18 protein-coding genes and 1 pseudogene are annotated in these 20,623 nt (G+C 62.0%); 8 read left to right on the top strand and 11 right to left on the bottom strand.

Annotated features, from left to right (window positions below; genetic code table 11):
* The first annotated feature begins 143 nt into the window (after window positions 1-143).
* Complete coding sequence (gene ggt, locus JOE32_RS06550) at window positions 144-1,868, top strand: gamma-glutamyltransferase (protein ID WP_209982501.1); 1,725 nt, start codon at window positions 144-146, stop codon at window positions 1,866-1,868.
* An 819-nt stretch (window positions 1,869-2,687) separates the two neighbouring features.
* Here the strand turns inward: ggt and JOE32_RS06545 are convergent.
* The 4 genes from JOE32_RS06545 to JOE32_RS06530 all read right to left on the bottom strand — a co-directional run bounded on the left by JOE32_RS06545 (window position 2,688) and on the right by JOE32_RS06530 (window position 7,114).
* A complete protein-coding gene (locus tag JOE32_RS06545) occupies window positions 2,688-4,211 on the bottom strand; it encodes an FAD-dependent oxidoreductase (protein ID WP_209982499.1) in 1,524 nt (507 codons plus the stop codon).
* 85 nt (window positions 4,212-4,296) lie between these two features.
* Window positions 4,297-4,833: an AAA family ATPase gene (locus tag JOE32_RS06540; protein WP_209990386.1), complete on the bottom strand. Its 537-nt coding sequence runs from the start codon at window positions 4,831-4,833 to the stop codon at window positions 4,297-4,299.
* On the bottom strand, window positions 4,830-5,393 hold the full coding sequence (gene pnuC / locus JOE32_RS06535) for a nicotinamide riboside transporter PnuC (RefSeq protein WP_209982497.1): 564 nt from the start codon (window positions 5,391-5,393) through the stop codon (window positions 4,830-4,832). Before pnuC ends, JOE32_RS06540 begins: the two co-directional genes overlap by 4 nt.
* An 86-nt stretch (window positions 5,394-5,479) precedes the next feature.
* On the bottom strand, window positions 5,480-7,114 hold the full coding sequence (locus JOE32_RS06530) for a methyl-accepting chemotaxis protein (RefSeq protein WP_209982495.1): 1,635 nt from the start codon (window positions 7,112-7,114) through the stop codon (window positions 5,480-5,482).
* A 220-nt stretch (window positions 7,115-7,334) separates the two neighbouring features.
* Here JOE32_RS06530 and JOE32_RS06525 point away from each other — a divergent pair, with 220 nt between their 5' ends.
* Together JOE32_RS06525 and JOE32_RS06520 are read left to right on the top strand one after the other, a co-directional pair.
* Window positions 7,335-8,165 carry an undecaprenyl-diphosphate phosphatase gene (locus JOE32_RS06525; protein ID WP_209982493.1) on the top strand — a complete coding sequence of 277 codons (831 nt, stop codon included), beginning with the start codon at window positions 7,335-7,337 and terminating at the stop codon, window positions 8,163-8,165.
* Window positions 8,162-8,545: a DUF1294 domain-containing protein gene (locus tag JOE32_RS06520; protein ID WP_209982492.1), complete on the top strand. Its 384-nt coding sequence runs from the start codon at window positions 8,162-8,164 to the stop codon at window positions 8,543-8,545. The genes JOE32_RS06525 and JOE32_RS06520 overlap by 4 nt, the downstream gene beginning before the upstream one ends.
* Here JOE32_RS06520 and JOE32_RS06515 read toward each other — a convergent pair.
* Together JOE32_RS06515 and JOE32_RS06510 are read right to left on the bottom strand one after the other, a co-directional pair.
* Window positions 8,534-8,890 (bottom strand): MmcQ/YjbR family DNA-binding protein, encoded by a 357-nt coding sequence (locus JOE32_RS06515; protein WP_209982490.1) that lies wholly within the window; start codon window positions 8,888-8,890, stop codon window positions 8,534-8,536. The genes JOE32_RS06520 and JOE32_RS06515 overlap by 12 nt on opposite strands.
* The gene (locus JOE32_RS06510; RefSeq protein ID WP_209982488.1) at window positions 8,887-9,795 is read right to left on the bottom strand and encodes a LysR substrate-binding domain-containing protein; all 909 of its coding nucleotides are present in this window, start codon (window positions 9,793-9,795) and stop codon (window positions 8,887-8,889) included. The genes JOE32_RS06515 and JOE32_RS06510 overlap by 4 nt, the downstream gene beginning before the upstream one ends.
* A gap of 127 nt (window positions 9,796-9,922) precedes the next feature.
* Here JOE32_RS06510 and JOE32_RS06505 point away from each other — a divergent pair, with 127 nt between their 5' ends.
* Both JOE32_RS06505 and JOE32_RS06500 read left to right on the top strand, forming a co-directional pair.
* Window positions 9,923-10,534 (top strand): FMN-dependent NADH-azoreductase, encoded by a 612-nt coding sequence (locus JOE32_RS06505; RefSeq protein ID WP_209982486.1) that lies wholly within the window; start codon window positions 9,923-9,925, stop codon window positions 10,532-10,534.
* A 219-nt stretch (window positions 10,535-10,753) separates the two neighbouring features.
* The gene (locus JOE32_RS06500; protein WP_209982484.1) at window positions 10,754-11,791 is read left to right on the top strand and encodes a dienelactone hydrolase; all 1,038 of its coding nucleotides are present in this window, start codon (window positions 10,754-10,756) and stop codon (window positions 11,789-11,791) included.
* Here JOE32_RS06500 and JOE32_RS06495 read toward each other — a convergent pair.
* From JOE32_RS06495 to JOE32_RS24965, 3 genes and pseudogenes are all read right to left on the bottom strand, one after another.
* Window positions 11,785-12,957, bottom strand: a complete 1,173-nt coding sequence (locus JOE32_RS06495; RefSeq protein WP_209982482.1) for an MFS transporter — start codon at window positions 12,955-12,957, stop codon at window positions 11,785-11,787. The two genes, JOE32_RS06500 and JOE32_RS06495, sit on opposite strands and share 7 nt — an antisense overlap.
* A gap of 321 nt (window positions 12,958-13,278) precedes the next feature.
* A complete protein-coding gene (locus JOE32_RS06490) occupies window positions 13,279-14,865 on the bottom strand; it encodes an ABC-F family ATPase (RefSeq protein WP_082638529.1) in 1,587 nt (528 codons plus the stop codon).
* Window positions 14,866-14,896: 31 nt separating this feature from the next.
* Window positions 14,897-15,090, bottom strand: a pseudogene (locus JOE32_RS24965) (hypothetical protein); the annotation flags it as partial.
* A 161-nt stretch (window positions 15,091-15,251) separates the two neighbouring features.
* Here JOE32_RS24965 and JOE32_RS06485 point away from each other — a divergent pair.
* A complete protein-coding gene (locus JOE32_RS06485) occupies window positions 15,252-15,455 on the top strand; it encodes a hypothetical protein (RefSeq protein ID WP_209982480.1) in 204 nt (67 codons plus the stop codon).
* Window positions 15,456-15,501: 46 nt separating this feature from the next.
* Here JOE32_RS06485 and JOE32_RS06480 read toward each other — a convergent pair whose 3' ends face one another.
* Together JOE32_RS06480 and JOE32_RS06475 are read right to left on the bottom strand one after the other, a co-directional pair.
* Entirely contained in the window at window positions 15,502-16,743 is a 1,242-nt protein-coding gene (locus tag JOE32_RS06480; RefSeq protein ID WP_209990384.1) for an MFS transporter, read from the bottom strand.
* Between the two features lie 238 nt (window positions 16,744-16,981).
* Window positions 16,982-17,368, bottom strand: a complete 387-nt coding sequence (locus JOE32_RS06475; protein ID WP_209982478.1) for a TIGR03067 domain-containing protein — start codon at window positions 17,366-17,368, stop codon at window positions 16,982-16,984.
* 272 nt (window positions 17,369-17,640) lie between these two features.
* Here JOE32_RS06475 and JOE32_RS06470 point away from each other — a divergent pair, with 272 nt between their 5' ends.
* Window positions 17,641-18,984, top strand: coding sequence for a Wzz/FepE/Etk N-terminal domain-containing protein (locus JOE32_RS06470; RefSeq protein WP_209982475.1), 1,344 nt, complete (start codon window positions 17,641-17,643; stop codon window positions 18,982-18,984).
* Window positions 18,985-19,674: 690 nt separating this feature from the next.
* Complete coding sequence (lpxO, locus tag JOE32_RS06465) at window positions 19,675-20,574, top strand: lipid A hydroxylase LpxO (protein WP_209982473.1); 900 nt, start codon at window positions 19,675-19,677, stop codon at window positions 20,572-20,574.
* Window positions 20,575-20,623 lie beyond the last annotated feature (49 nt).

Below are 20,623 nucleotides of genomic sequence, written 5' to 3'. Positions count from 1 at the left end.
ACAAACAATGGCGGCGATTCTAGCGCAGGCGCGAGCACGCAGGTTCTATCCCCGACAGGTTCTGTACTAAAAACGCCACCGCGCTGGGGATCGGCGCCGGGAAGGGCTAATTTGGTGCATCTCAATCAGCCGAGTATCCATGGATGAACTACCAACCCTTCAGCCGCACCTTGATCGCTACCGCCCTCGTCTTCACCGTCAGCGCGGTGCAGGCCGCCTCCCAGGCCCCGGTCGGCGGTGAAAACGGCATGGTGGTCACGGCCCAGCATCTGGCCACACACGTGGGTGTGGATGTACTCAAGGCCGGCGGCAACGCGGTGGACGCGGCCGTGGCCGTCGGTTATGCGCTGGCGGTGGTGTACCCGGCCGCAGGCAACCTCGGCGGCGGCGGCTTCATGACCGTGCAACTGGCCGACGGCCGCAGGACCTTCCTCGATTTTCGCGAAAAAGCACCGCTGGCGGCCACCGCCAACATGTACCTCGACAAGGACGGCAACGTCGTTGACGGCCTCAGCGCCAAGGGCCATCTGGCCGTGGGCGTGCCCGGCACCGTGTCCGGCATGGAACTGGCGTTGAGCAAGTACGGCACCCTCAAGCGCGCCCAGGTGATCGCCCCGGCGATAAACCTGGCGGAAAACGGCTTTGCCCTGGAGCAGGGTGATATCGACCTGCTGCACACCGCCACCGGCGAGTTCGAAAAGGACAAGGACCTGCGCGGCATCTTCCTGCACAACGGTCAACCGCTGCAGGTCGGGCAGAAGCTGGTACAGAAGGACCTGGCCAGGACCCTCAAGGAGATTTCCGCCAAGGGCAGCGACGGTTTCTACAAGGGCTGGGTGGCCAAGGCTCTGGTGGCGTCCAGCCAGGCCGGCAAGGGCATCATCACCCAGGCCGATCTGGACAATTACAAAACCCGCGAACTGGCGCCCATCGAGTGCGATTACCGCGGCTACCATGTGGTCTCGGCGCCGCCGCCAAGCTCGGGTGGCGTGGTGATCTGCCAGATCATGAACATCCTCGAAGGCTATCCGATGGCCGAGCTGGGCTATCACTCGGCCCAGGGCCTGCACTACCAGATCGAAGCGATGCGCCACGCGTACGTGGACCGTAACAGCTACCTGGGCGATCCGGATTTCGTCAAAAACCCTATCGCCCACCTGCTGGACAAGGACTACGCCGCCAAGCTGCGTGCCGCCATCGAGCCGCAAAAGGCCGCAGACTCCCAGGCGATCAAACCAGGCGTGTCGCCCCACGAAGGCAATAACACCACCCACTATTCCATCGTTGATCAGTGGGGCAATGCGGTGTCCGTTACCTACACCCTCAACGACTGGTTCGGGGCCGGCGTGATGGCCAGCACTACCGGGGTGATTCTCAACGATGAAATGGACGACTTCACCGTCAAGGTGGGTGTACCGAACATGTACGGCCTGGTGCAGGGCGAAGCGAATGCCATTGCACCTGGCAAGGCGCCGCTGTCGTCGATGAGCCCGACCATCGTGACCAAAGATGGCAAGGCGGTGATGGTGGTGGGCACGCCGGGTGGCAGCCGCATCATTACTGCGACCTTGCTGACCATTCTCAACGTGATCGACTACAAGATGAACATTCAGGAAGCCGTGGACGCGCCGCGTTTCCACCAGCAGTGGATGCCGCCGGCCACCAACCTCGAGACTTTCGCGATCAGCCCGGACACGCGCAAGATCCTTGAAAGCTGGGGTCATACGTTTGCCGGCCCGCAGGACGCCAACCACCTCGCCGCGATCCTGGTGGGCGCGCCGTCACTGGATGGCAAGCCGGTGGGGAAAAACCGCTTCTATGGCGCCAATGACCCGCGCCGCAATACCGGGCTGTCGCTGGGTTACTGACGGGAGCCCCTTGGCCAGCGTGTTTGACGGGGCGCTCCAGATCAAAAGCAAAAGCGCGGCGGCCTGAGAGCCGACCGGAATAGGGGCGTGTAAACACGATCAAATGTGGGAGGCTCCGCCAAGTCTTCGACTTAGCGCTGTCGCGCAGCAAACTGGAGCCTCTGTGGCGAGCGGGCTTGCCCCGCGTTGGGGTGCGAAGCGCCCCCCATCGAGCAAAACGCGGTGTACCTGATACGGCTCAGCGTCTGGTTTTGGGGCTGCTGCGCAGCCCAACGCAGGACAAGCCTGCTCGCCACAGGGAATCTGCGCTTGTGGGCTTATTGTGGCGAGCGGGCTTGCCCCGCGTTGGGGTGCGAAGCGCCCCCAATCAAGCAAAACGCGGTGTACCTGATACGGCTCAGCGTCTGGTTTTGGGGCTGCTGCGCAGCCCAACGCAGGACAAGCCTGCTCGCCACAGGGAATCTGCGCTTGTGGGCTTATTGTGGCGAGCGGGCTTGCCCCGCGTTGGGGTGCGAAGCGCCCCCGATCAAGCAAAACGCGGTGTACCTGATATGGCTCAGCGTCTGGTTTTGGGGCTGCTGCGCAGCCCAACGCAGGACAAGCCTGCTCGCCACAGGGAATCTGCGCTTAACTGAACGGCATTGGGGCAAGCCCCGCGTTGGGGTGCGAAGCGCCCCCAATCAAGCAAAACGCGGTGTACCTGATACGGCTCAGTGTCTGGTTTTGGGGCTGCTGCGCAGCCCAACGCAGGACAAGCCTGCTCGCCACAGGGAATCTGCGCTTAACTGAACGGCATTAGCGCAAGCCCGCTCCCACAGGTCAGTGCTGGGTCTGACGGATCAGCTCAAGCGCTTCGGCCTTGCCCAGCGGTTGCCGCATGCGCCGGGAAAGACGCGCCATGGCCTGCTGATACTGGCAGGCGATCACCGCCTCGACCTGATCGTCGCGGCAGAGCAGGGCGATGAAGGTGTGGCGTTGCAGGTCGCCTTCCAGGTGCAGGCGGTTCCAGTGTTGCGCACGCCCGAGCACCTCGAAGGTCTTGCCGAAGTGGTAGGTCCAGAAGAACGGCACGTCACTGAACGCCTGCGTATCGCCGAGCATGTTGCGCGCGGCCAGCACGCCCAGTTGCTGAGCCAGGCGCCAGTGTTCGATGCGCACCGGCAACTGTTGCCAGGCGAAGGTGACATTGTCGCCGGCGGCCCACAAACCCGGTGCCAGTTGCAGGTGAGCGTCGGCGCTCAGTGAATCGTCATCCGCATGCCTGACGCCGTGAACGAAGGCGGTGGCAGGCTTGACGCCGACGCCCATCAGCACCAGGTCGGCGGCCAGTCGCTTGCCGTTTTTGAGCAGCACGGTGCTGACGGCGCCATGACCGTCGAAGCGCTCGGGCTCGGTGTTGCTGTGGAAGATCACCCCGTTGTCTTCGTGCAGTTGGCGCAGGGCCGCGCCGATACGCCGGCCCAACGGCGCCGCCAGCGGTATCTCGTGACGACTGACTACTTGCACCACCAGCCCGCGCTGGCGCAGCGCCGAGGCCGCTTCGAGACCGATGAAACTGTCGCCGATTATCACTGCGCATGCGCCTGACTGCGCGGCGTTGGCGATGCGCGCGGCGTCGTCGCGGCTACGCAGTACGAACACGTTACTCAGTACCGCGCCAGGGATGTCCAAAGGCTGTGCTGCGCCGCCGCTGGCAACCAGCGCAGCGTCGTAGTCGAAGCGGCGCCCGTCCACCAGTTCGATGCATTTGCCGGCGGCGTCCAGGCGTTTGACCTCGCCGTGAATGCCGAAGTCGGCGAAGCTGTGTTCCTCCAGCAGCAGCGGGGTGTCTTCAGCGGCCATTTCCCCGCTGATCACGAATTTGCTCAAGGCCGTGCGGTCGTAGGCGGGATTCGCTTCGCGGTCGATCCACAGCAGGCGTCCGGCGAACCCTTCGCGTCTCAGCGTGGCCACGGCCGCTGTGCCCGCAGCGCCCGCGCCAATGACTGCGAAGCAGCGCGCGTCGAGGCGTGGAACCGGCGGTTCAGCCGCAATGGGCTGGTCGCCGACGCTGACCACGCCGGCATGCACCTGCACCGGGTATTGCCTGAGTCCGACCAGTGCCGGCGGTTCCATGACGGCACCGCTGTCCACGGCAAAGGCGGCTTTGTGCCAGGGGCAGATCAGGTGCCCGTTGCAGATCACGCCGTCTTCCAATGGCGCGCCGGCGTGGGGGCAATCGGCCTGGAACGCACGCACCTGGTCGCCAATACGCACCAGCAACAGCGGGTGTGCCGCCGTTTGCACCCGGACGGCACGGTTTTCGGGCAAATTGATCAGGCGGGCAACGATACGCAGGTTCATGGGCCAGTCTCCTTTAGAAGGTTGACTGGCGATGCGGCAGGCGGACTGCGTCGGCCCGATAGTCGGTAGGCGAAGCAACCAGCGCCTAGGGGCGAGGTGGCTGATCCAGCAATTGATGGACGGCGGCGAATGCCTCGGCGCGGCGTGCTGCCCATTGGCCGCGAATCACCAGGGCGGGCTGGCGGTGCCGTTCGATCCAGTCCAGGCTGCTCTGGAAAAACGCGCGACGGTCCGCCAGTGCCGGCTGACAGCGCTGGCCGTCGGCAGTCCAGTCGACGTCTTCGGGGGACAGCAGCAGGTGCAGGTCGTAGTGACGGGCCAGCAGTTCTTCGTCCAGCCAGGCGGGGCAGTCGCCGAACAGGGTCAGGCTCCACAGTCGGTTGGTCAGCAGGTGGGTGTCGAGGATCAACAGGTGCGGCTGCTGCGCGCGAGCCGCGTCTTCCCAGGCCAGTTGGCCACAGGCGATGGTCGGTATGTCCGCAAAGGTAGTGTCGCGCTGGTGGTGATCGATAAAGTGGCGCACGTATTCACCCACCATCAGCCCGCCAAAATGCCGATGCAACTCCGTAGCCAGCCAGCTTTTGCCGCTGGACTCAGGGCCCGCCAATACCACCACCTTCATGGGCGCAACGCCGGGTCGGCGCGCCATTCACGCCAGCCTTGCACAGCGATCACGGTGAACAGCGCGTAGAGCGCGGCCGTGAGGTAGAGGCCTTTATAGAGAAACAGCCCGACGAAGATCACATCCACCGCTATCCACAGTGGCCAGCATTGCACGCGTTTCTGCGCCATCCACATCTGCGCCACCAGGCTGAAGCCGGTGAGGGCGGCGTCCAGCCAGGGCTGCGCGGCATCGGTCCAGTGCGCCATGGCGGCGCCGAGCAGCAGGCTGCCAAGCGCGCCAACCGCGAGGCTGACGAGGATTGCCGGGGCCTTGAGGCTGGTCACCTGGCGGCCCTGCCTGACTTCGCCGGCGCGGGTCCACTGCCACCAGCCATACACTTGCAGCGCGGCGTAGACCACTTGCAGCAGCATGTCGGAATAGAGTTTCACGTCGTAGAACACCCAGGTGTAGAGCAGCACCATCACCAGGCCGATGGGCCAGCACCAGGGGTTCTGCTTGACCGTCAGCCAGACAGCAATCACCCCCAGGGCGGCGGCGAACAATTCAAGCCCGGACATGGCGGTACCTTGGGAGCGTGGAAGAGGGCGGTGATTGTACCCAGAGGCCGCTGATCTACAAAACACAGCCACTCTACACGGTGACGCTAGATCCTGAATTGGCGCAGCAGGCTGTCGAGTTGTTCACTCAATCCGCGCAACTGCGCACTGGCTACGCTGGACTGTTGGGCCGCCAGCGCGGTGCTCTGGGAGAGCCCCGCTGCCTGGGTGACGTTCTGATTGATGTCTTCCACCACCTGCGCCTGCTGCAGGGTCGCGCTGGCGATCGACGCGTTGAGGCCGTTGAGGTTGTGCAGCGCCTGGCCGATGGCGGTAAGGCTGGCGCCGGCCCGGCCGGCCTGCTCGATGGTCAGTTGCGAGGCGCTGTGGCTGTCGCTGATGACCTTGACCGCCGCTTCCGAGTGGCCTTGCAGGCGTTCGATCATGGCCTGGATTTCGGCGGTGGATGTCTGCGTGCGCTGTGCCAGCAGCCGCACCTCATCGGCAACCACGGCAAAGCCACGGCCTTGCTCGCCGGCGCGTGCCGCTTCGATGGCGGCGTTGAGCGCCAGCAGGTTGGTCTGGTCGGCAATCGAGCGGATCACCTCCAGCACGCTGCCGATCTGCGTGCTTTCGCTGGAGAGGGTGCGAATCACGTCCACGGCCTGGCTGATGGTGCTGGAAAGCTGGTCGATCTGCTGCAGGCTGCTGTCGATATTGACCTGGCCCTGTTGCGCCTGGGCCTGGGCGTCGCGCATCTCGCTGGCGGCGTGTTCGGCGTTTTTCGCCACGTCCTGCACGCCGTAGGTGACTTCGTTGATCGCGGTGGCCACCAACTCCATCTGCTGCGACTGCTGCTGGCTGCGGTCATGGGCCTGACTGGCGTTGGTGCCCAGCTCCAGGGACGAGTGGCCCAGGGCGTTGGCGCAGGTCTGCAATTGCCCCACCACCAGGCGCAGCTTGGCGGTAAAGCTATTGAAGTGTCGGGACAACTGGGTGACTTCGTCGCGCCCGTGGGTGTCGAGGCTGCGGGTCAGGTCGCTTTCACCACTGGCGATGTTGGCCATGGCATTCACCGCCGCCTGTAACGGCTGCACGATGCTGCGCGCGATCAACAGCACCAGCAGCGCCATCACCAGCGCGATGCCCAGGCCGATCAGCGAGGCTTTCCACACCTGGCCCTTGAACTCGGCCTGCACGTCGTCCACGTACACCCCGGAGCCGATGATCCAGCCCCAGGGTTCGAACAGCTGGATGTACGAGGTTTTCTGCACCGGCGCTTCGGCGCCGGGCTTGGGCCAGCGGTAATTGACGATGCCGGCGCCCTTGGCCCTGGCCAGGCCCACGAACTCGTTGAACACCGCAAAGCCGTCCGGGTCGCGGATCGCCGAGAGGTTCTGGCCGTCGAGTTTGGGGTTGGCCGCGTGCATGATCATCACGGGCGTGAGGTCGTTGATCCAGAAGTAGTCGTCATGGTCGTAACGCAGGCCGCGCACGGCGCTCAGGGCCTGTTTCTGGGCGGCGTCGCGGGTCATCACGCCGCTGGTTTCGAGGGTGTGGTAGTAGGTGAGGATGCCGCTGGCGGTCTGCACCACGTGCTGGGTCTGCTGGCGCTTGGCCTGGTAGAGGTCGTCGTGGATCTGCTTGAGCATCAATACGCCGAGGGTCAGCAGCATCAATACCGCGACGATCAGGATCAGCCACAGGCGGCGGCTGATCGACATAGTGCGCAAACTGTTCATCGTCCTGTCACTCCGGGCTTTTTATAATTGTGGGTGTTGCATCGACATTTGCGGCGGGTCTGATAGGCTTTCGGCCCGTCAGCGCAAAACCTGAGTACTGACTGATTTTTCACGGATTTTTTGCAGCCCTGCAGTGCGTGTCTGCGCCGGGTCGTGTCGTCAATGAACCACTTAAAAATAGAAATGAGGCGTGCCGTCGCGCATGACCTTTGGGGGAAGTATGGATTTTTGGACCGCCATTCAGGCATTGATTCTTGGCGTTGTGGAAGGGCTGACAGAGTTCCTGCCGATCTCCAGCACCGGCCACCAGATTATCGTCGCCGACCTGCTTAATTTCGGCGGTGAACGGGCGATGGCGTTCAACATCATCATCCAGCTCGGCGCCATTCTCGCAGTGGTGTGGGCGTTCCGGCGCAAGATCCTCGACGTGGTCACCGGCCTGCCGACCCAGCGCAATGCCCAGCGCTTTACCGTCAACCTGCTGATTGCGTTCCTGCCGGCGGTGGTGCTCGGGGTGATTTTCGCCGACCTGATCCATCACTACCTGTTCAACCCGATTACCGTGGCCACGGCGCTGGTCGTCGGCGGCATCATCATGCTGTGGGCCGAACGCCGTGAACACCAGGTGCACGCCGAAACCGTCGACGAGATCACCTGGAAGGATGCGCTCAAGGTGGGTCTGGCCCAGTGCCTGGCGATGATCCCGGGCACTTCGCGTTCCGGCTCGACCATTATCGGCGGCCTGCTGTTCGGCCTGTCGCGCAAGACCGCCACCGAGTTTTCGTTCTTCCTGGCGATGCCGACCATGGTCGGCGCAGCGGTGTACTCGGGCTACAAGTACCGCGACCTGTTTCAGCCGGCCGATCTGCCGGTGTTTGCCATCGGCTTCGTCACCTCGTTCATCTTCGCGATGATCGCGGTCAAGGGCCTGCTCAAGTTCATCGCCAACCACAGCTACGCGGCGTTTGCCTGGTATCGCATCGGCTTCGGCCTGCTGATCCTGGCGACCTGGCAGTTCGGCTGGATCGACTGGTCGGCAGCCAACGCATGAGTATCCAGCACCCACGCCTTAAAGCGCTGATTTTCGCGCTGTTGTGCGCGGCGCCGCTGCTGGGTTCGGTGCTGGTGTGGCAGCGCGGCGAAACCCTGCTGCCATTGGCCGCCTACGCGGTGGTCAGTGTGATGGCGTTCTTTTTGTACTGGAGCGACAAGCGCAAGGCGCAGTCCGAAGGCCGGCGCATCCCGGAAAACATCCTGCACGCTGTGGAACTGGCAGGCGGATGGCCGGGAGCGCTGATTGCCCAGCAGGTGTTCCGGCACAAGACGCGCAAGGTGTCTTACCAGGTGCTGTTCTGGGTGATTGTGCTGCTGCACCAGGTGTTCTGGCTTGACCAGTTGTTCCTTGGCGGCACGCTGTTGTCAGTGCTCTAGCCATAAACCGAGCTGAGTGCGCCTGGGCAGTTTGCTCACCACCAACTGATGGGAGCGCTGCAACAAACCCCGCAGTTCCTGCGCACCGAGCGGGTAGGGCACGTGCATGATGATCCACTGCGCCCGTGCCAGGTACGGCGCCGGGTGGATACCGGGGCGATCGACGTGACCGAGGAACAGTGCCTTGTCGACCTTGAACGCCAGCGAGTCACCGCGCAGGTTCTGCAGGGCGAACATCTTGTTGCCGGCAATCGAAAATACGCGCACGCCGCCCCATTTGTAGTCTTCCCGCGCGCCGGGCAGGCTCAGGCAGAACTGCGCAACTTGCGCTTCGGTCATCGTCATAGCAAGCGGTCTCCACAGCCTTTGAAGCCTTCTTCCAGGTAATCGATCCACGCGCGAATGGCTGGCAGCACGCCGCGCCTGTGCGGGTACACGGCCTGCAGCCAGCCGCCCGGCAATGACCATTGCGGCAGCAGTTGCACCAGACGCCCGCTGGCCAGCTCCTCTTCGCAATACATCATCGGCAGCACGGTAAAGCCCAGGCCCATGACGGCGCTGGCCTTGCGCACGATAAAGTCGTCAATGCCCAGGCGCGCCTCCATCACCAGATCGTGGGCATTACCCCGGGGGTCGAGAATGCGCTGATGGACCATGCGGTCGGCCTCCATTGCGCCGAGGATCGGCAGCTGTTTCAGGTCTTCGAGGCTGTTGACCCGCCGCTCGCGCATGAAGCCCGGGCTGGCCACCAGCACGGTCTGGGCCTGGCGCAGGCGCTTGGTCACCAGCAACGGGTCTTCATCGCCCAGTTCGCGCACGCGCAGGGCCACGTCGATGCCTTCGGCCACCAGATCGACGCGGCGGTTGACCAGGGTCATGTCCAGCTGCACCAGCGGGTACGCCGCGAGAAATCCGGCCACCAGTTCCGACATCATGTGCTGGGCCATGCCCACCGGGCAGCTCACCCGCAGGCGGCCACGGGGTTCGCTGGACATACTGGCCACGGCCTCGTCGGCCATTTCCGCTTCCAACAGCATTGCCTGGCAGTGGCGCAGGTAACGCTCGCCCACCGCGGTCAGCGTCAGTTGCCGGGTGGTGCGTTGCAGCAGGCGTGCGCTCAAGCGTTCTTCCAGCTCGGCGATGCGCCGCGACAGCCGCGACTTGGGAATCCCCAGCAGCCGGCCGGCCGCCGCAAAGCCGCCGGCTTCGACGACTTTGGCGAAGTAGTAGAGGTCGTTGAGGTCTTGCATAGGGGCGCCTATTGTCCTGTCAGTGGGACAAACTATCGCATTTTAGCTGGCTTATCGGCTATTGGTTTCATGCGTAGCATCACCACCATCTGATCGCCACTGTCGATCCCACTCACGGAGATCCACCATGAAACTGTTGCATATCGATTCCAGCATCCTCGGTGACAACTCGGCTTCCCGCCAGCTCAGTGCCGAGGTGGTCAAGGCCTGGCAGACCGCGCAGCCGGGTGTGGAAGTGACGTACCGCGACCTCGCCAGCGACGCGATCAATCACTTCTCCGGCGCCACCCTGGGCGCCCTGGGCACCGCCGCAGAACTGCGCGATGCCGCACAGAAGCACGAAGCCGAGCTGAGTGCCGTGTCGCTGGCTGAATTCCTCGCCGCCGATGCCGTGGTGGTGGGTGCGCCGATGTACAACTTCACCATCCCGACTCAGTTGAAGGCCTGGATCGACCGCATCGCGGTGGCCGGCCAGACGTTCCGCTACAGCGAAGCCGGTCCTGAAGGCCTGTGCGGCAACAAGAAAGTCATCATCGTCTCCACCGCCGGTGGCCTGCATGCGGGCCAGGCGTCGGGCGCTGCCCATGAAGGCTACCTGAAGCTGCTGTTCGGCTTTCTGGGCATCACCGATATCGAAGTGGTGCGGGCCGAAGGCCTGGCCTACGGCGATGACGTGCGCAGCAAGGCCATGAGCGAGGCTAACCTGTTGATCAACGAGCAGCTGTTCGCCGCTGCGTAAGGCTTGTGTAAAATTCGCCGCGCTCCGGTATCAATCTGAAGCACGGCGCTTAAACTCTGTATTCTGATCGCCTGAACGCGAGCGGAGTACGGAGTTTTTTCGTTTGCGCGCGGTCCTTTCAATGTGGCCCGGGTTATGCAGATCGTAGGCAGACAAGGGTTCACGATCCCGGGTTTCTCATTCGATGTTGGTTCTCACGCGGCACAGGTGGACATCCCCATGATGCGTCTATGTGCAGTAATGGCTCTTTCCCTCCTCGGCGGCCTGATTTCAGTGCAGGCCGCACCGGTGTCGCTCCCCCATTGGAGTGTGGGTTTCCATCGCATGAGTTTTCTCGATCCGGTGGACCAACAGCCGATGAAAGCCGTCGCGTTCTACCCCTCCACGGGCATGGAGCACACCACGCAGGTGGGGGCCTACACCGTCGGCGCCACGGAAGATTCCAAAGTCGCCATCGGGCGTTTCCCGATGCTGATGCTGTCCCATGGCAACACCGGCACGCCGCTGGCGCTGCATGATCTGGCCACTTCGCTGGCGCGCAAGGGTTTTGTGGTGGTGGCGGTGCTGCACCCCGGCGACAACTACAAGGACCACAGCCGGCTGGGCACGGTGAGCAACCTGTACGGGCGGCCGATCCAGATTTCCGAAGCGATCACTGCCACCCTTGGCGACCCGATGCTGGCGCCGTTCGTCAACGTCGAGCAGGTGGGCGTGATCGGCTATTCGGCGGGCGGCGAGACCGCGTTGATCCTCGCCGGGGCCAAGCCGGATTTCGACCGCCTGCGCCGCTATTGCCAGGAACGCCCCGAAGACCATGACGCCTGCACCACCAAAGGCGAACTGGTGGTGGACCGTGACGATTTGCAGCCGCATGCCGATGCACGCATCCACGCGCTGATGCTGATGGCGCCGCTGAGCCTGATGTTCGGTCGCCATACCCTGGCGGATGTGCATGTGCCGGTGCTGCTCTACAGCGGTGACGGCGACAAGCTGGTGGCCGTGGACAAGAACGCCGCCGCGCTCGCGCGCAAATTGCCCGAGCCGCCGGACTTCAAACTGTTGGCCGGCGCCGGGCACTTTGTGTTCATGGCGCCGTGCGACAGCGATCAACTGGCGGCCATGCCGGCGGTGTGCACCGATGCCGACGGGGTTGACCGTGAGGGCATTCACCGCGACTTGATCTCCGAGGCCGGGCGCTTTTTCAGCCACACCCTGGGCCAGTCCAGCCGTGCCGGTTTGCAGACGGCGGATCAGTAAGCGCGACGCTTGAGCAGCAGGGTCACGCCCAGCGCGCTGACCGACAGCAACGCTGCGCAGAAGAAGATCCAGCCGTAACCCAGGTTCAGCGCGATGGCCCCCATCAGCGGGCCGGCAATCGCCAGCGCCAGGTCAAAAAACACCGCATACGCACTCAGGCCCGCGCCGCGACTGCTGTTGGGGACCTGCCTGATCGCCTCCACGCCCAGCGCCGGATACACCAGCGACAGCCCGAAACCGGTCAGCCCGGCACCGAGCAACGCCACGCCGGTCGTTGGTGCCAGCCATAACAGAATCAGGCCCAGGGTTTCGATGAACATGCAGACGATGGCGGCGCGAAAACCGCCAAAACGGCTGATGGCGGAAATGAACAGCAGGCGCGACAGGATAAAACACACCCCAAATACGGTGAGGCAGTACGCCGCACCGGCCCAGCCGCGATTAAGGTAGTACAGCGTAATGAAGGTGGTCAGCGTGCCGTAGCCAATCGAGGCGAGGCACAGGCTGGCGCCAAACGGCGCGATGCGCCCGAATACCGCCAGGAAGGGCAGCCGCTCGCCGCGCACCACCGGAACCGAAGGTTTATTGCGGATCAACACCAGCCCGAGTGCCGCCAGCACTGACAGCGCCAGGCCCAGGCTCGTGTAGCCATAGTGCGCAACCATCACCACCCCCAACGGTGCGCCAATGGCAATGGCGCCGTAGGAGGCAATGCCATTCCAGGAAATCGAGCGCGCGGTGTGTTCGGCACCGACGGCGCCCATGCACCAACTGATGGTGCCCACCCCGATCAGGCCCTGGGCCACGCCCAGCAGCAGCCGTGAGGCAATCAGGATACCCAGGCTCAGGGTCGGCAGGCTCTGCGCCAGCGTGGCAAAAAACGTCAGCACGCCGCTGAGCAGAATGCCGGTCAGGCCCAGCACAATCGCGCGTTTGGTGCCCACGTTGTCCGATACTCGCCCGGCAAAGGGCCGGCTGAGCAGGGTGGCCAGGTACTGCGCCGCAATGGTGAACCCGGCCACCACCGCGCTGAAGCCCAGTTGCTCGTGCACATAGCCCGGGATCACCGCAATCGGCAGGCCGATGCAGATAAAGGCGATGAAGGTGTAGAAGACGATGGAGACGATCTGCAGGGTGATCGACAGGGAGGAAGGGGCGGCGGACATGGCAACTCATTCGCGGGCGGGCGGTGGCTGCATCATGGCAAGGGCTTGCGGGAAATGAAAGCAGGCTAACTACTTCGCCTGAAGCCTGTCGCATTGGATGGGCTTTTAATGTGGCGAGCAGGCTTGCCCTGCGTTGGGCTGCGCAGCAGCCCTAAAACCAGACACCGCATTCTGCCAGACTGAACGCGGTGTTTTTGATTGGGGCCGCTGCGCAGCCCAACGCAGGGCAAGCCTGCTCGCCACAGGGAGCCTGTCAGCCACAGGGAGCCTGCTCGCCACAGGGAGGCTGTCAGGCACATGGTGCCTGACGATCACGGCAAGTTAGAACACCACGCCCTGGCTGCGCAGGTAGTCGTCGTACGTACCGCTGAAGTCGATCACGCCGCTGGCGCTCAGCTCAATGATGCGGGTGGCCAGGGACGAGACGAACTCGCGGTCGTGGCTGACGAAAATCAACGTGCCCGGATAGTTTTCCAGCGCCAGGTTCAGCGCTTCGATGGATTCCATGTCCAGGTGGTTGGTCGGTTCGTCCATGATCAGCACGTTGGGTTTTTGCAGGATCAGCTTGCCGAACAGCATGCGACCCTGTTCACCACCGGAGATTACCTTGACCGACTTGAGGATCTCATCGTTGGAGAACAGCATGCGGCCCAGGGTGCCGCGGATAACCTGCTCGCCCTGGGTCCACTGGCCCATCCAGTCGAACAGGCTCATGTCGTTTTCAAAGTCGTGGGCGTGGTCCTGGGCGTAGTAGCCCAGCTCAGCGGCGTCGGTCCACTTGACGGAGCCGGCGTCCGGGGTCAGCTCGCCCACCAGCGTGCGCAGCAGGGTGGTCTTGCCGATGCCGTTCGGGCCGATGATTGCCACGCGTTCGCCGGCTTCAACCTGGAAGTTGAAGTCCTTGAACAGCGTTTTGCCGTCAAAGCCCTTGGCCATGCGATCGACCATGACGGCCTGGCGGTGCAGCTTCTTGGTCTGTTCGAAACGGATGAACGGGCTCACGCGGCTCGATGGCTTGACCTCGGCCAGCTGGATCTTGTCGATCGCCTTGGCACGGGAGGTGGCTTGCTTGGCCTTCGAGGCGTTGGCCGAGAAGCGGCTGACGAAGGATTGCAGCTCGGAGATCTGCGCTTTCTTCTTGGCGTTGTCCGACAGCAGTTGCTCGCGGGACTGGGTCGCCACGGTCATGTACTCGTCGTAGTTGCCCGGGAACAGGCGCAGCTCGCCGTAGTCCAGGTCAGCCATGTGGGTGCACACGCTGTTCAGGAAGTGACGGTCGTGAGAGATGATGATCATCAGGCTGGAGCGCTGGGTCAGAATGTTTTCCAGCCAGCGGATGGTGTTGATGTCCAGGTGGTTGGTCGGTTCGTCGAGCAGCAGCACTTCCGGGTCGGAGAACAGTGCCTGGGCCAGCAATACACGCAGCTTCCAGCCAGGAGACACTTCGCTCATCGGGCCGAAGTGCTGTTCCAGGGGAATGCCCAGGCCCAGCAGCAGTTCACCGGCACGGGATTCGGCGGTGTAGCCGTCCATCTCGGCGAATTCGGTTTCCAGCTCGGCCACCGCCATACCGTCGTCTTCGCTCATTTCCGGCAGCGAATAGATACGGTCGCGCTCGGCCTTGACCTTCCACAGCTCTTCGTGGCCCATGATCACGGTGTCGATCACGTTGAATTCTTCGTAGGCGAACTGATCCTGGCGCAGTTTACCCAGGCGCACATTCGGCTCCAGCATGACCTGGCCGCCGGACGGCTCCAGGTCGCCACCGAGGATTTTCATGAAGGTCGACTTGCCGCAACCGTTGGCACCGATCAGACCATACCGGTTGCCGGCGCCGAACTTGACCGAGACGTTCTCGAAGAGCGGCTTGGCGCCGAACTGCATGGTGATGTTAGCTGTGGAGATCAATTACTTTACCTATCAATAGCTTGGGGTGCGCTTATGTGAGTTGGACCCAGGGCGGGGCCATCTGGAGCCTTTCCATTGGCTCCAGTCCGAGCTTGTTGATCCAACGCGCATAAGTCGAGAGCAGCGCCTGACGTGATGGCCGGGCTGCTGGGAGATGAAGGCGGGGTTCATGCCAGACATGGCGCGCATTGTCGCATAGGTGTGACGACAGTTGTATGGCGGTTTGCAGGCGCAACCGCTGTGAGTCGGATCTGAACCACTGCGCCGAAAGGGCGTAGCAGCATCAATAATGGCCTGGTGCCACCGCTCGTCGGATCAGCAGTGGCGCCGCTGAACGATGTTCTCAGGCCGGCGCTCTATGTCCGCGGACATAATCAGGTGCAAAAATGCAACGATCACTGCGGCGCTCTGCGGTAAGAACCTGGGCACAGATCTACACCCAGGTGGTGAACGAACAGAATATTGAGGACAAATATTTCAAATTGCTGAGGACGGCCGATGATATGGAGAGCAACGGCCTCATCGATGGGAGAGAGTGGAGGACGCTTGTGCGCAAAGCCGGCGAATTCCTCGCCAGCACCGCAGAGTGAGTCAGCGGGTGAGAGCTGACCGGCTCTCCCCACCTTGCACGCGTATTCAAGCGACCGTTCCAACCCCCGCAAACGTCGGTTTTTTTGCCAACGTCTCAGGCACGGCCAGCCACACCAGCGCCAGTGCCACGGCGGCGACGCCGGCCAGGGTCAGGAACGCGGCGTTGTAGCCCGCCTGTTGCACCACAAAACCGGCCAGGCTACTGCTCAGTGCCGCTCCCAGCCCAAACACCGTCGAGATCGCACCCAGGCTGACATTGAAGCGCCCGGTCCCCTGGGTCAGATCCTTGACGATCACCGGGAACAGCGCGCCGAAAATGCCTGCACCAATGCCGTCCAGCAATTGCACGGTCACCAGCCAGTATGGGTCACCGGACAGGGTATAGAGCACCCCACGCAGCGGCAGAATAATGAAACCGGCCAGCAGCAACGGTTTGCGCCCCCACACATCCGCCCTGGCGCCCACCAGCCAGGCCACCGGCACCATCACCAACTGCGCAGCGACGATGCAGGCCGAGGTCAGCGGCGTAGCCATCTGCAGGTTGATCTGAGAGAGCTTCTGGCTGACCAGTGGCAGCATGGCAGCATTGGCCAGGTGGAACAGGGCACAGCAAATGGCGAACAGCAGAAGCGGGCGGTTCGACAGCAACACCTTCACTCCGGAGGGTTGCTCGTCGTCGGTGTGATGGGCAGGGTCAAATCCACGTGCGACTTCGTGGTCAATAGCCGCGGCGGGCACGCAACTGACCGCCACAAGACTGGCGACCGCCATGAAGGCCATCAGGTAAAACACCACCACCGGCCCGAACAGGTACGCCAGGCTGCCAGCCAATAGCGCGGCCACGGCATTGCCTGCATGGTTGAAGGTTTCGTTGCGCCCGGTGCGCCTCGTGAAGGCTTTGGGCCCGGTAATCCCCAGGGAAATCGCTGAAATCGCCGGGGCAAATACGGAAGCCGCCACGGCGCTGGCGGCCTGGGTCAGTGCCACCAGGCTGAAATTGCTGACAAACGGCAGTATCAGGCAACTGGCCGTCACCAGGATTGCGGCGATGGCGATGACGGCGCGTTTGCTGCGGGTTCGATCGAGCAGCGCCCCCGCCGGGCCCTGGGTCAGCAGCCCGGCGATGCCCGCCAGGGTCATCACCACGCCGATACTGGCCGGGTCCCACTTGTGCACTGCGAGCAGGTAGATGGCCAGGTAAGGCCCGAGGCCGTCACGCACATCGGCCAGGAAGAAGTTAAGGCTGTCCAGGGACAGGGTAGTGCGCAGGTCGGAGTGTCGGGCCACGGCAGGATCTTCGAGAGCGGCGTCCACGGGGCTGGACACTCGTTGGGCTAATGACCTGCGGCGATGACGATTAGTTTCGCGGTCGCTCAGCCTTTATAACAGCATCATTGCGCAGGCAAAAAAAAGCCCGCGAGGAGAGGCGGGCCAAGTGATTCACTGGAGTAGGTAGGCCTCACCCTATAGGTCGGAAAGTGAAGGCTTCGTGAAAATTCTGTGGTGAATTCGGATGCTCTGGTGATCAGGACCTGCGCACGAACGTGCGCATGGTTTGCCCTGGTCCGGTGCTGAATGAAGCAGGACGCGGCTGGCCCGGATCCGCAGCGATAAACACGAATGTGTCGCCATCAAGTCGATAGCTGGCGGGTAGCGGCTTACCGGCGTCATCGCCGATGGCGTCTACCCAGGTAATGCTTTTGGGGCGCTGGCTGCTGTCCAGCGTGAATCGCCCAGCCAGCAAGACCTCGCCATCAACGGTGACCACTTCAAACTGATCTGCGGCAATTGTAGTCATTGCACCGGGGGCGCTGTGGGCATCCGCAGGGTTGAGCACGCCGCTGTCTTCGAGCGACGTCTGCTCCCAGGTGCCCTGGAGGGCTTGGTAATCCGGGTCGGTGAGGGTCTGCATATAAGGTCCTTTTAATTTTCCCTTTATCGGCAACTATTTATCGATCTTTTTACTACGCTTGTGATTAGAATAATCCTACGTCATGTGTGTCTTTACTAACGTCTATTGTGAATGCGACGGAAAGAAACTACGACGGCTTGGGATTTTTCTTCTAGACCCGGTGGTCAGACCTGAATTGGCGAGCCTTGTTATCGGTGTCAGGGCGTTGTCCCTGCTGGGTATTCGAGGTCTTCGTGATAGCTCTTTGATATTGGTTTTAAGGTGCATACATTTTGAATCGAACTTCCCAGTCCAGTAATTATCCTGCGTCGGATGAAATTGACCTGTTTGAATTGCTGCATGCTGTTTGGCGACAGAAAAAACTGGTATTGGGCTGTGCGCTGCTGACGGGCGTGCTCGGGGCAGGCTATGCGTTTCTGGCGCCTAAAACCTACGAAGTCAGCAGTGTACTGCGCCCGGCCGCGATCAATGAGCTGGACGCGCTGAACCGCTCCGAGGTTTACAAACTACCGCCGGCGGATGCGCTGGCCAAAGTCGGCGCACAGCTGGACTCCTATGAAGCGCGGCTTGGATTTTTTCGGTCCCATGAGCAGTTGTTCACCGCCTTTCAAAAGCCGGGGCAAAGCCTTGAGCAAAGTTTCGAGGACTTCAACCGTAACTCGGTCAACCTGATCCTTCCGGACCCCAAGAAATCCGACTCTTTGAGCAGCTACATCCGCCTCGAATTGCAATACCCCTCGGACGTGGACGGCGTGTCGATTCTCAACGGCTTCGTCGACTATGCCATCGCCTCCGAGCGTGAGCAGGTGGGCGCCGACCTCAAGGTGATCGTCAACAACCGCTTGAACGAGCTGAAGGGCAAGATCGACGCGGCGCGTGCCAATTATGAGACCGAGAAAGAATCGAAGATTGCCAAACTCCTTGAGGATGACCGCCTCAAGCGCGCGCGGTTGCAGGATGAATTGAGCGCCCTGCGCCTGCAGATGAAAATGGAGCGTACCAACCGCCTCGCCGAACTGGCGGAGGCGATCTCGATTGCCAAGTCCATGGGCATCAAGACGCCGACCACACCGTCTTCCATGGCTGACGCCACGCGGAGCGGTTCGAGCCAGGTGATGCGTACCGAGGTCAATAACCAGCAGATTCCGCTGTACTTCCTCGGCACCGAGGCCCTTGAGGCTGAGCGCACGGCATTGCAGCAACGTACCAGTGACGACTTTACCAATCCTCGGATCGCCCAGATTGGCAAGGAATTGCAACTGCTGGAGACCAATCGTGAGGTCGAAGTGCTGCGCAAGCGTGGCAACGAAGACATTTTCCTGCAGGACGTAGAGCCATTGCGTGCCGAGGTCGCTCGTTTGCGCAATTTGAACATCGACATGAGCAACCTGAAGCTGGTCACGGTTGACCGCCGCGCCCAGGAGCCTCTGGCGCCGATCAAACCGAAAAAAGCCATCATCCTGGCGGTGAGCCTGATCGCAGGTCTGGTCCTCGGGATGCTGATTGCACTGATCCGTCACCTGATCAGCTCGCGCAATCAACCTGCGCCTTATTCGTCGCTTGAGGATGGACGCTTTGCCCGTCGTGAACGCAAGGACGACGATCCGTTGGTGTGACACGCAGGGCTTGCCGCGGGGCAGGCCCTAATGCCGTTCAGTTAAGCCAGTGTGATGCTCGAACCAATGAGCGGTGCGACTTTTCGGTGTACATATCGGTTTGTGCGGTAACGGCGACTTAGGGTTCCGCCCTTACGGCGGGTCACTTTTGGAAAAGAGCCCGGAATGCCGGCCCAGCCAAAAGTAACCAAAAGGGCTCTTGCGCCAACACTCGGCACCTCGCCTGCGTTCGGCCAGCGTGTTTGACGGGGCGCTTCCAGATCAAAAGCAAAAGCGTGGCGGCCTGAGAGCCGACCGAAATGGTCTGCCGAACGCTGTACAAACTGTGGGAGGGGGCTTGCTCCCGATGGCTGAGTGTCAGTCAGCTTATGTGTAGCTGATCCACCCTCATCGGGAGCAAGCCCCCTCCCACATGTGGATCTCCATTTGTCTGATGGATATCACACTGCTTTTGCTTTGCTTTGCCTCACTTCTTCGACGCACACTTCGTCGACAGTTTTTCACAATTCTTGGTTAACCTTTGGTTACAAAGTGTGGCTAAATAACGGCCAATGGCCGTAAAGCGGTTTGCCATCAAACCGCCGATTATCGCCTGTCTGTGAATTGTGAAATCAGGTGCTGCTATCCAATCCTCGGCCGTCGTGGGCGCGCAGGAGCAGCCTGTTCTCTACTGACTTGTGACGAAATCTCTTGAAACTCATCATTGTTGTTCTCTACGTCGTCTCCATTGCGTATGTCCACCTGCGCGGTCGGGTGCGGCACAAGTTGGGCCGCCAATTGAGCGACCACTCCACGTTCCTGGCGCCGATCAACTGCTTTCTCTATCTGTTTTCCAGGCTGCCGAGCCGGCCATATCTGTCGCCCAGTGACTTTCCGGACTTGAGCCCTTTGCAGGAACACTGGCAGGAAATCCGCCAGGAAGGCCAGAACCTGATGCGTGCGGGTGAGATCAAACGGTCGGACCAGTACAACGATGTGGGTTTCAACTCATTCTTCAAGTCCGGCTGGAAGCGCTTCTACCTGAAGTGGTACGGCGACAGCCATCCGTCGGCAATGAAGCTGTGCCCGCGCACCACCGAACTGGTACAGAGTATCGGTTCGATCAAGGCGGCGATGTTTGCCGAGCTGCCGCCCGGCTCCAGGCTGGTGCGCCATCGCGACCCTTACGCCGGCTCTTATCGCTACCATTTGGGCCTGGATACGCCCAACGACCCGGGCTGCTACATCAATGTGGATGGCGAGAGTTATTACTGGCGCGATGGCGAGCCGGTAATGTTCGACGAGACCTACATTCACTACGCGCAAAACACCACCCAGCACAACCGCATCATCCTGTTCTGCGATATCGAGCGGCCGATGAAGTACCGCTGGGCGGCGGCATTCAATCGCTGGTTCAGTCGCAATGTGATGGCGGCGGCGGGTTCGCCCAATGATGCCGGCGACAAGACCGGCGCGCTGAACCGCGCGTTTACGCGCTTGTACAAGATCCGCTTGCGCGGTAAAGAGCTGAAAAAGCGTAACCGTACGCGCTACTACCTGGAAAAATGGGCGATATTCGCCGCGCTGGCGGCTGTTTTCCTGTTGATCTGAAGTGGCGCCAGGCTTCGGCGCCTTGGCGAGCGGGCTTAAACGCCGCTCC

The sequence above is a fragment of the Pseudomonas sp. PvP025 genome (assembly GCF_017832155.1).
Taxonomy (GTDB): Bacteria; Pseudomonadota; Gammaproteobacteria; order Pseudomonadales; family Pseudomonadaceae; genus Aquipseudomonas.
This window is presented reverse-complemented; position numbering and strand designations above follow the sequence as displayed.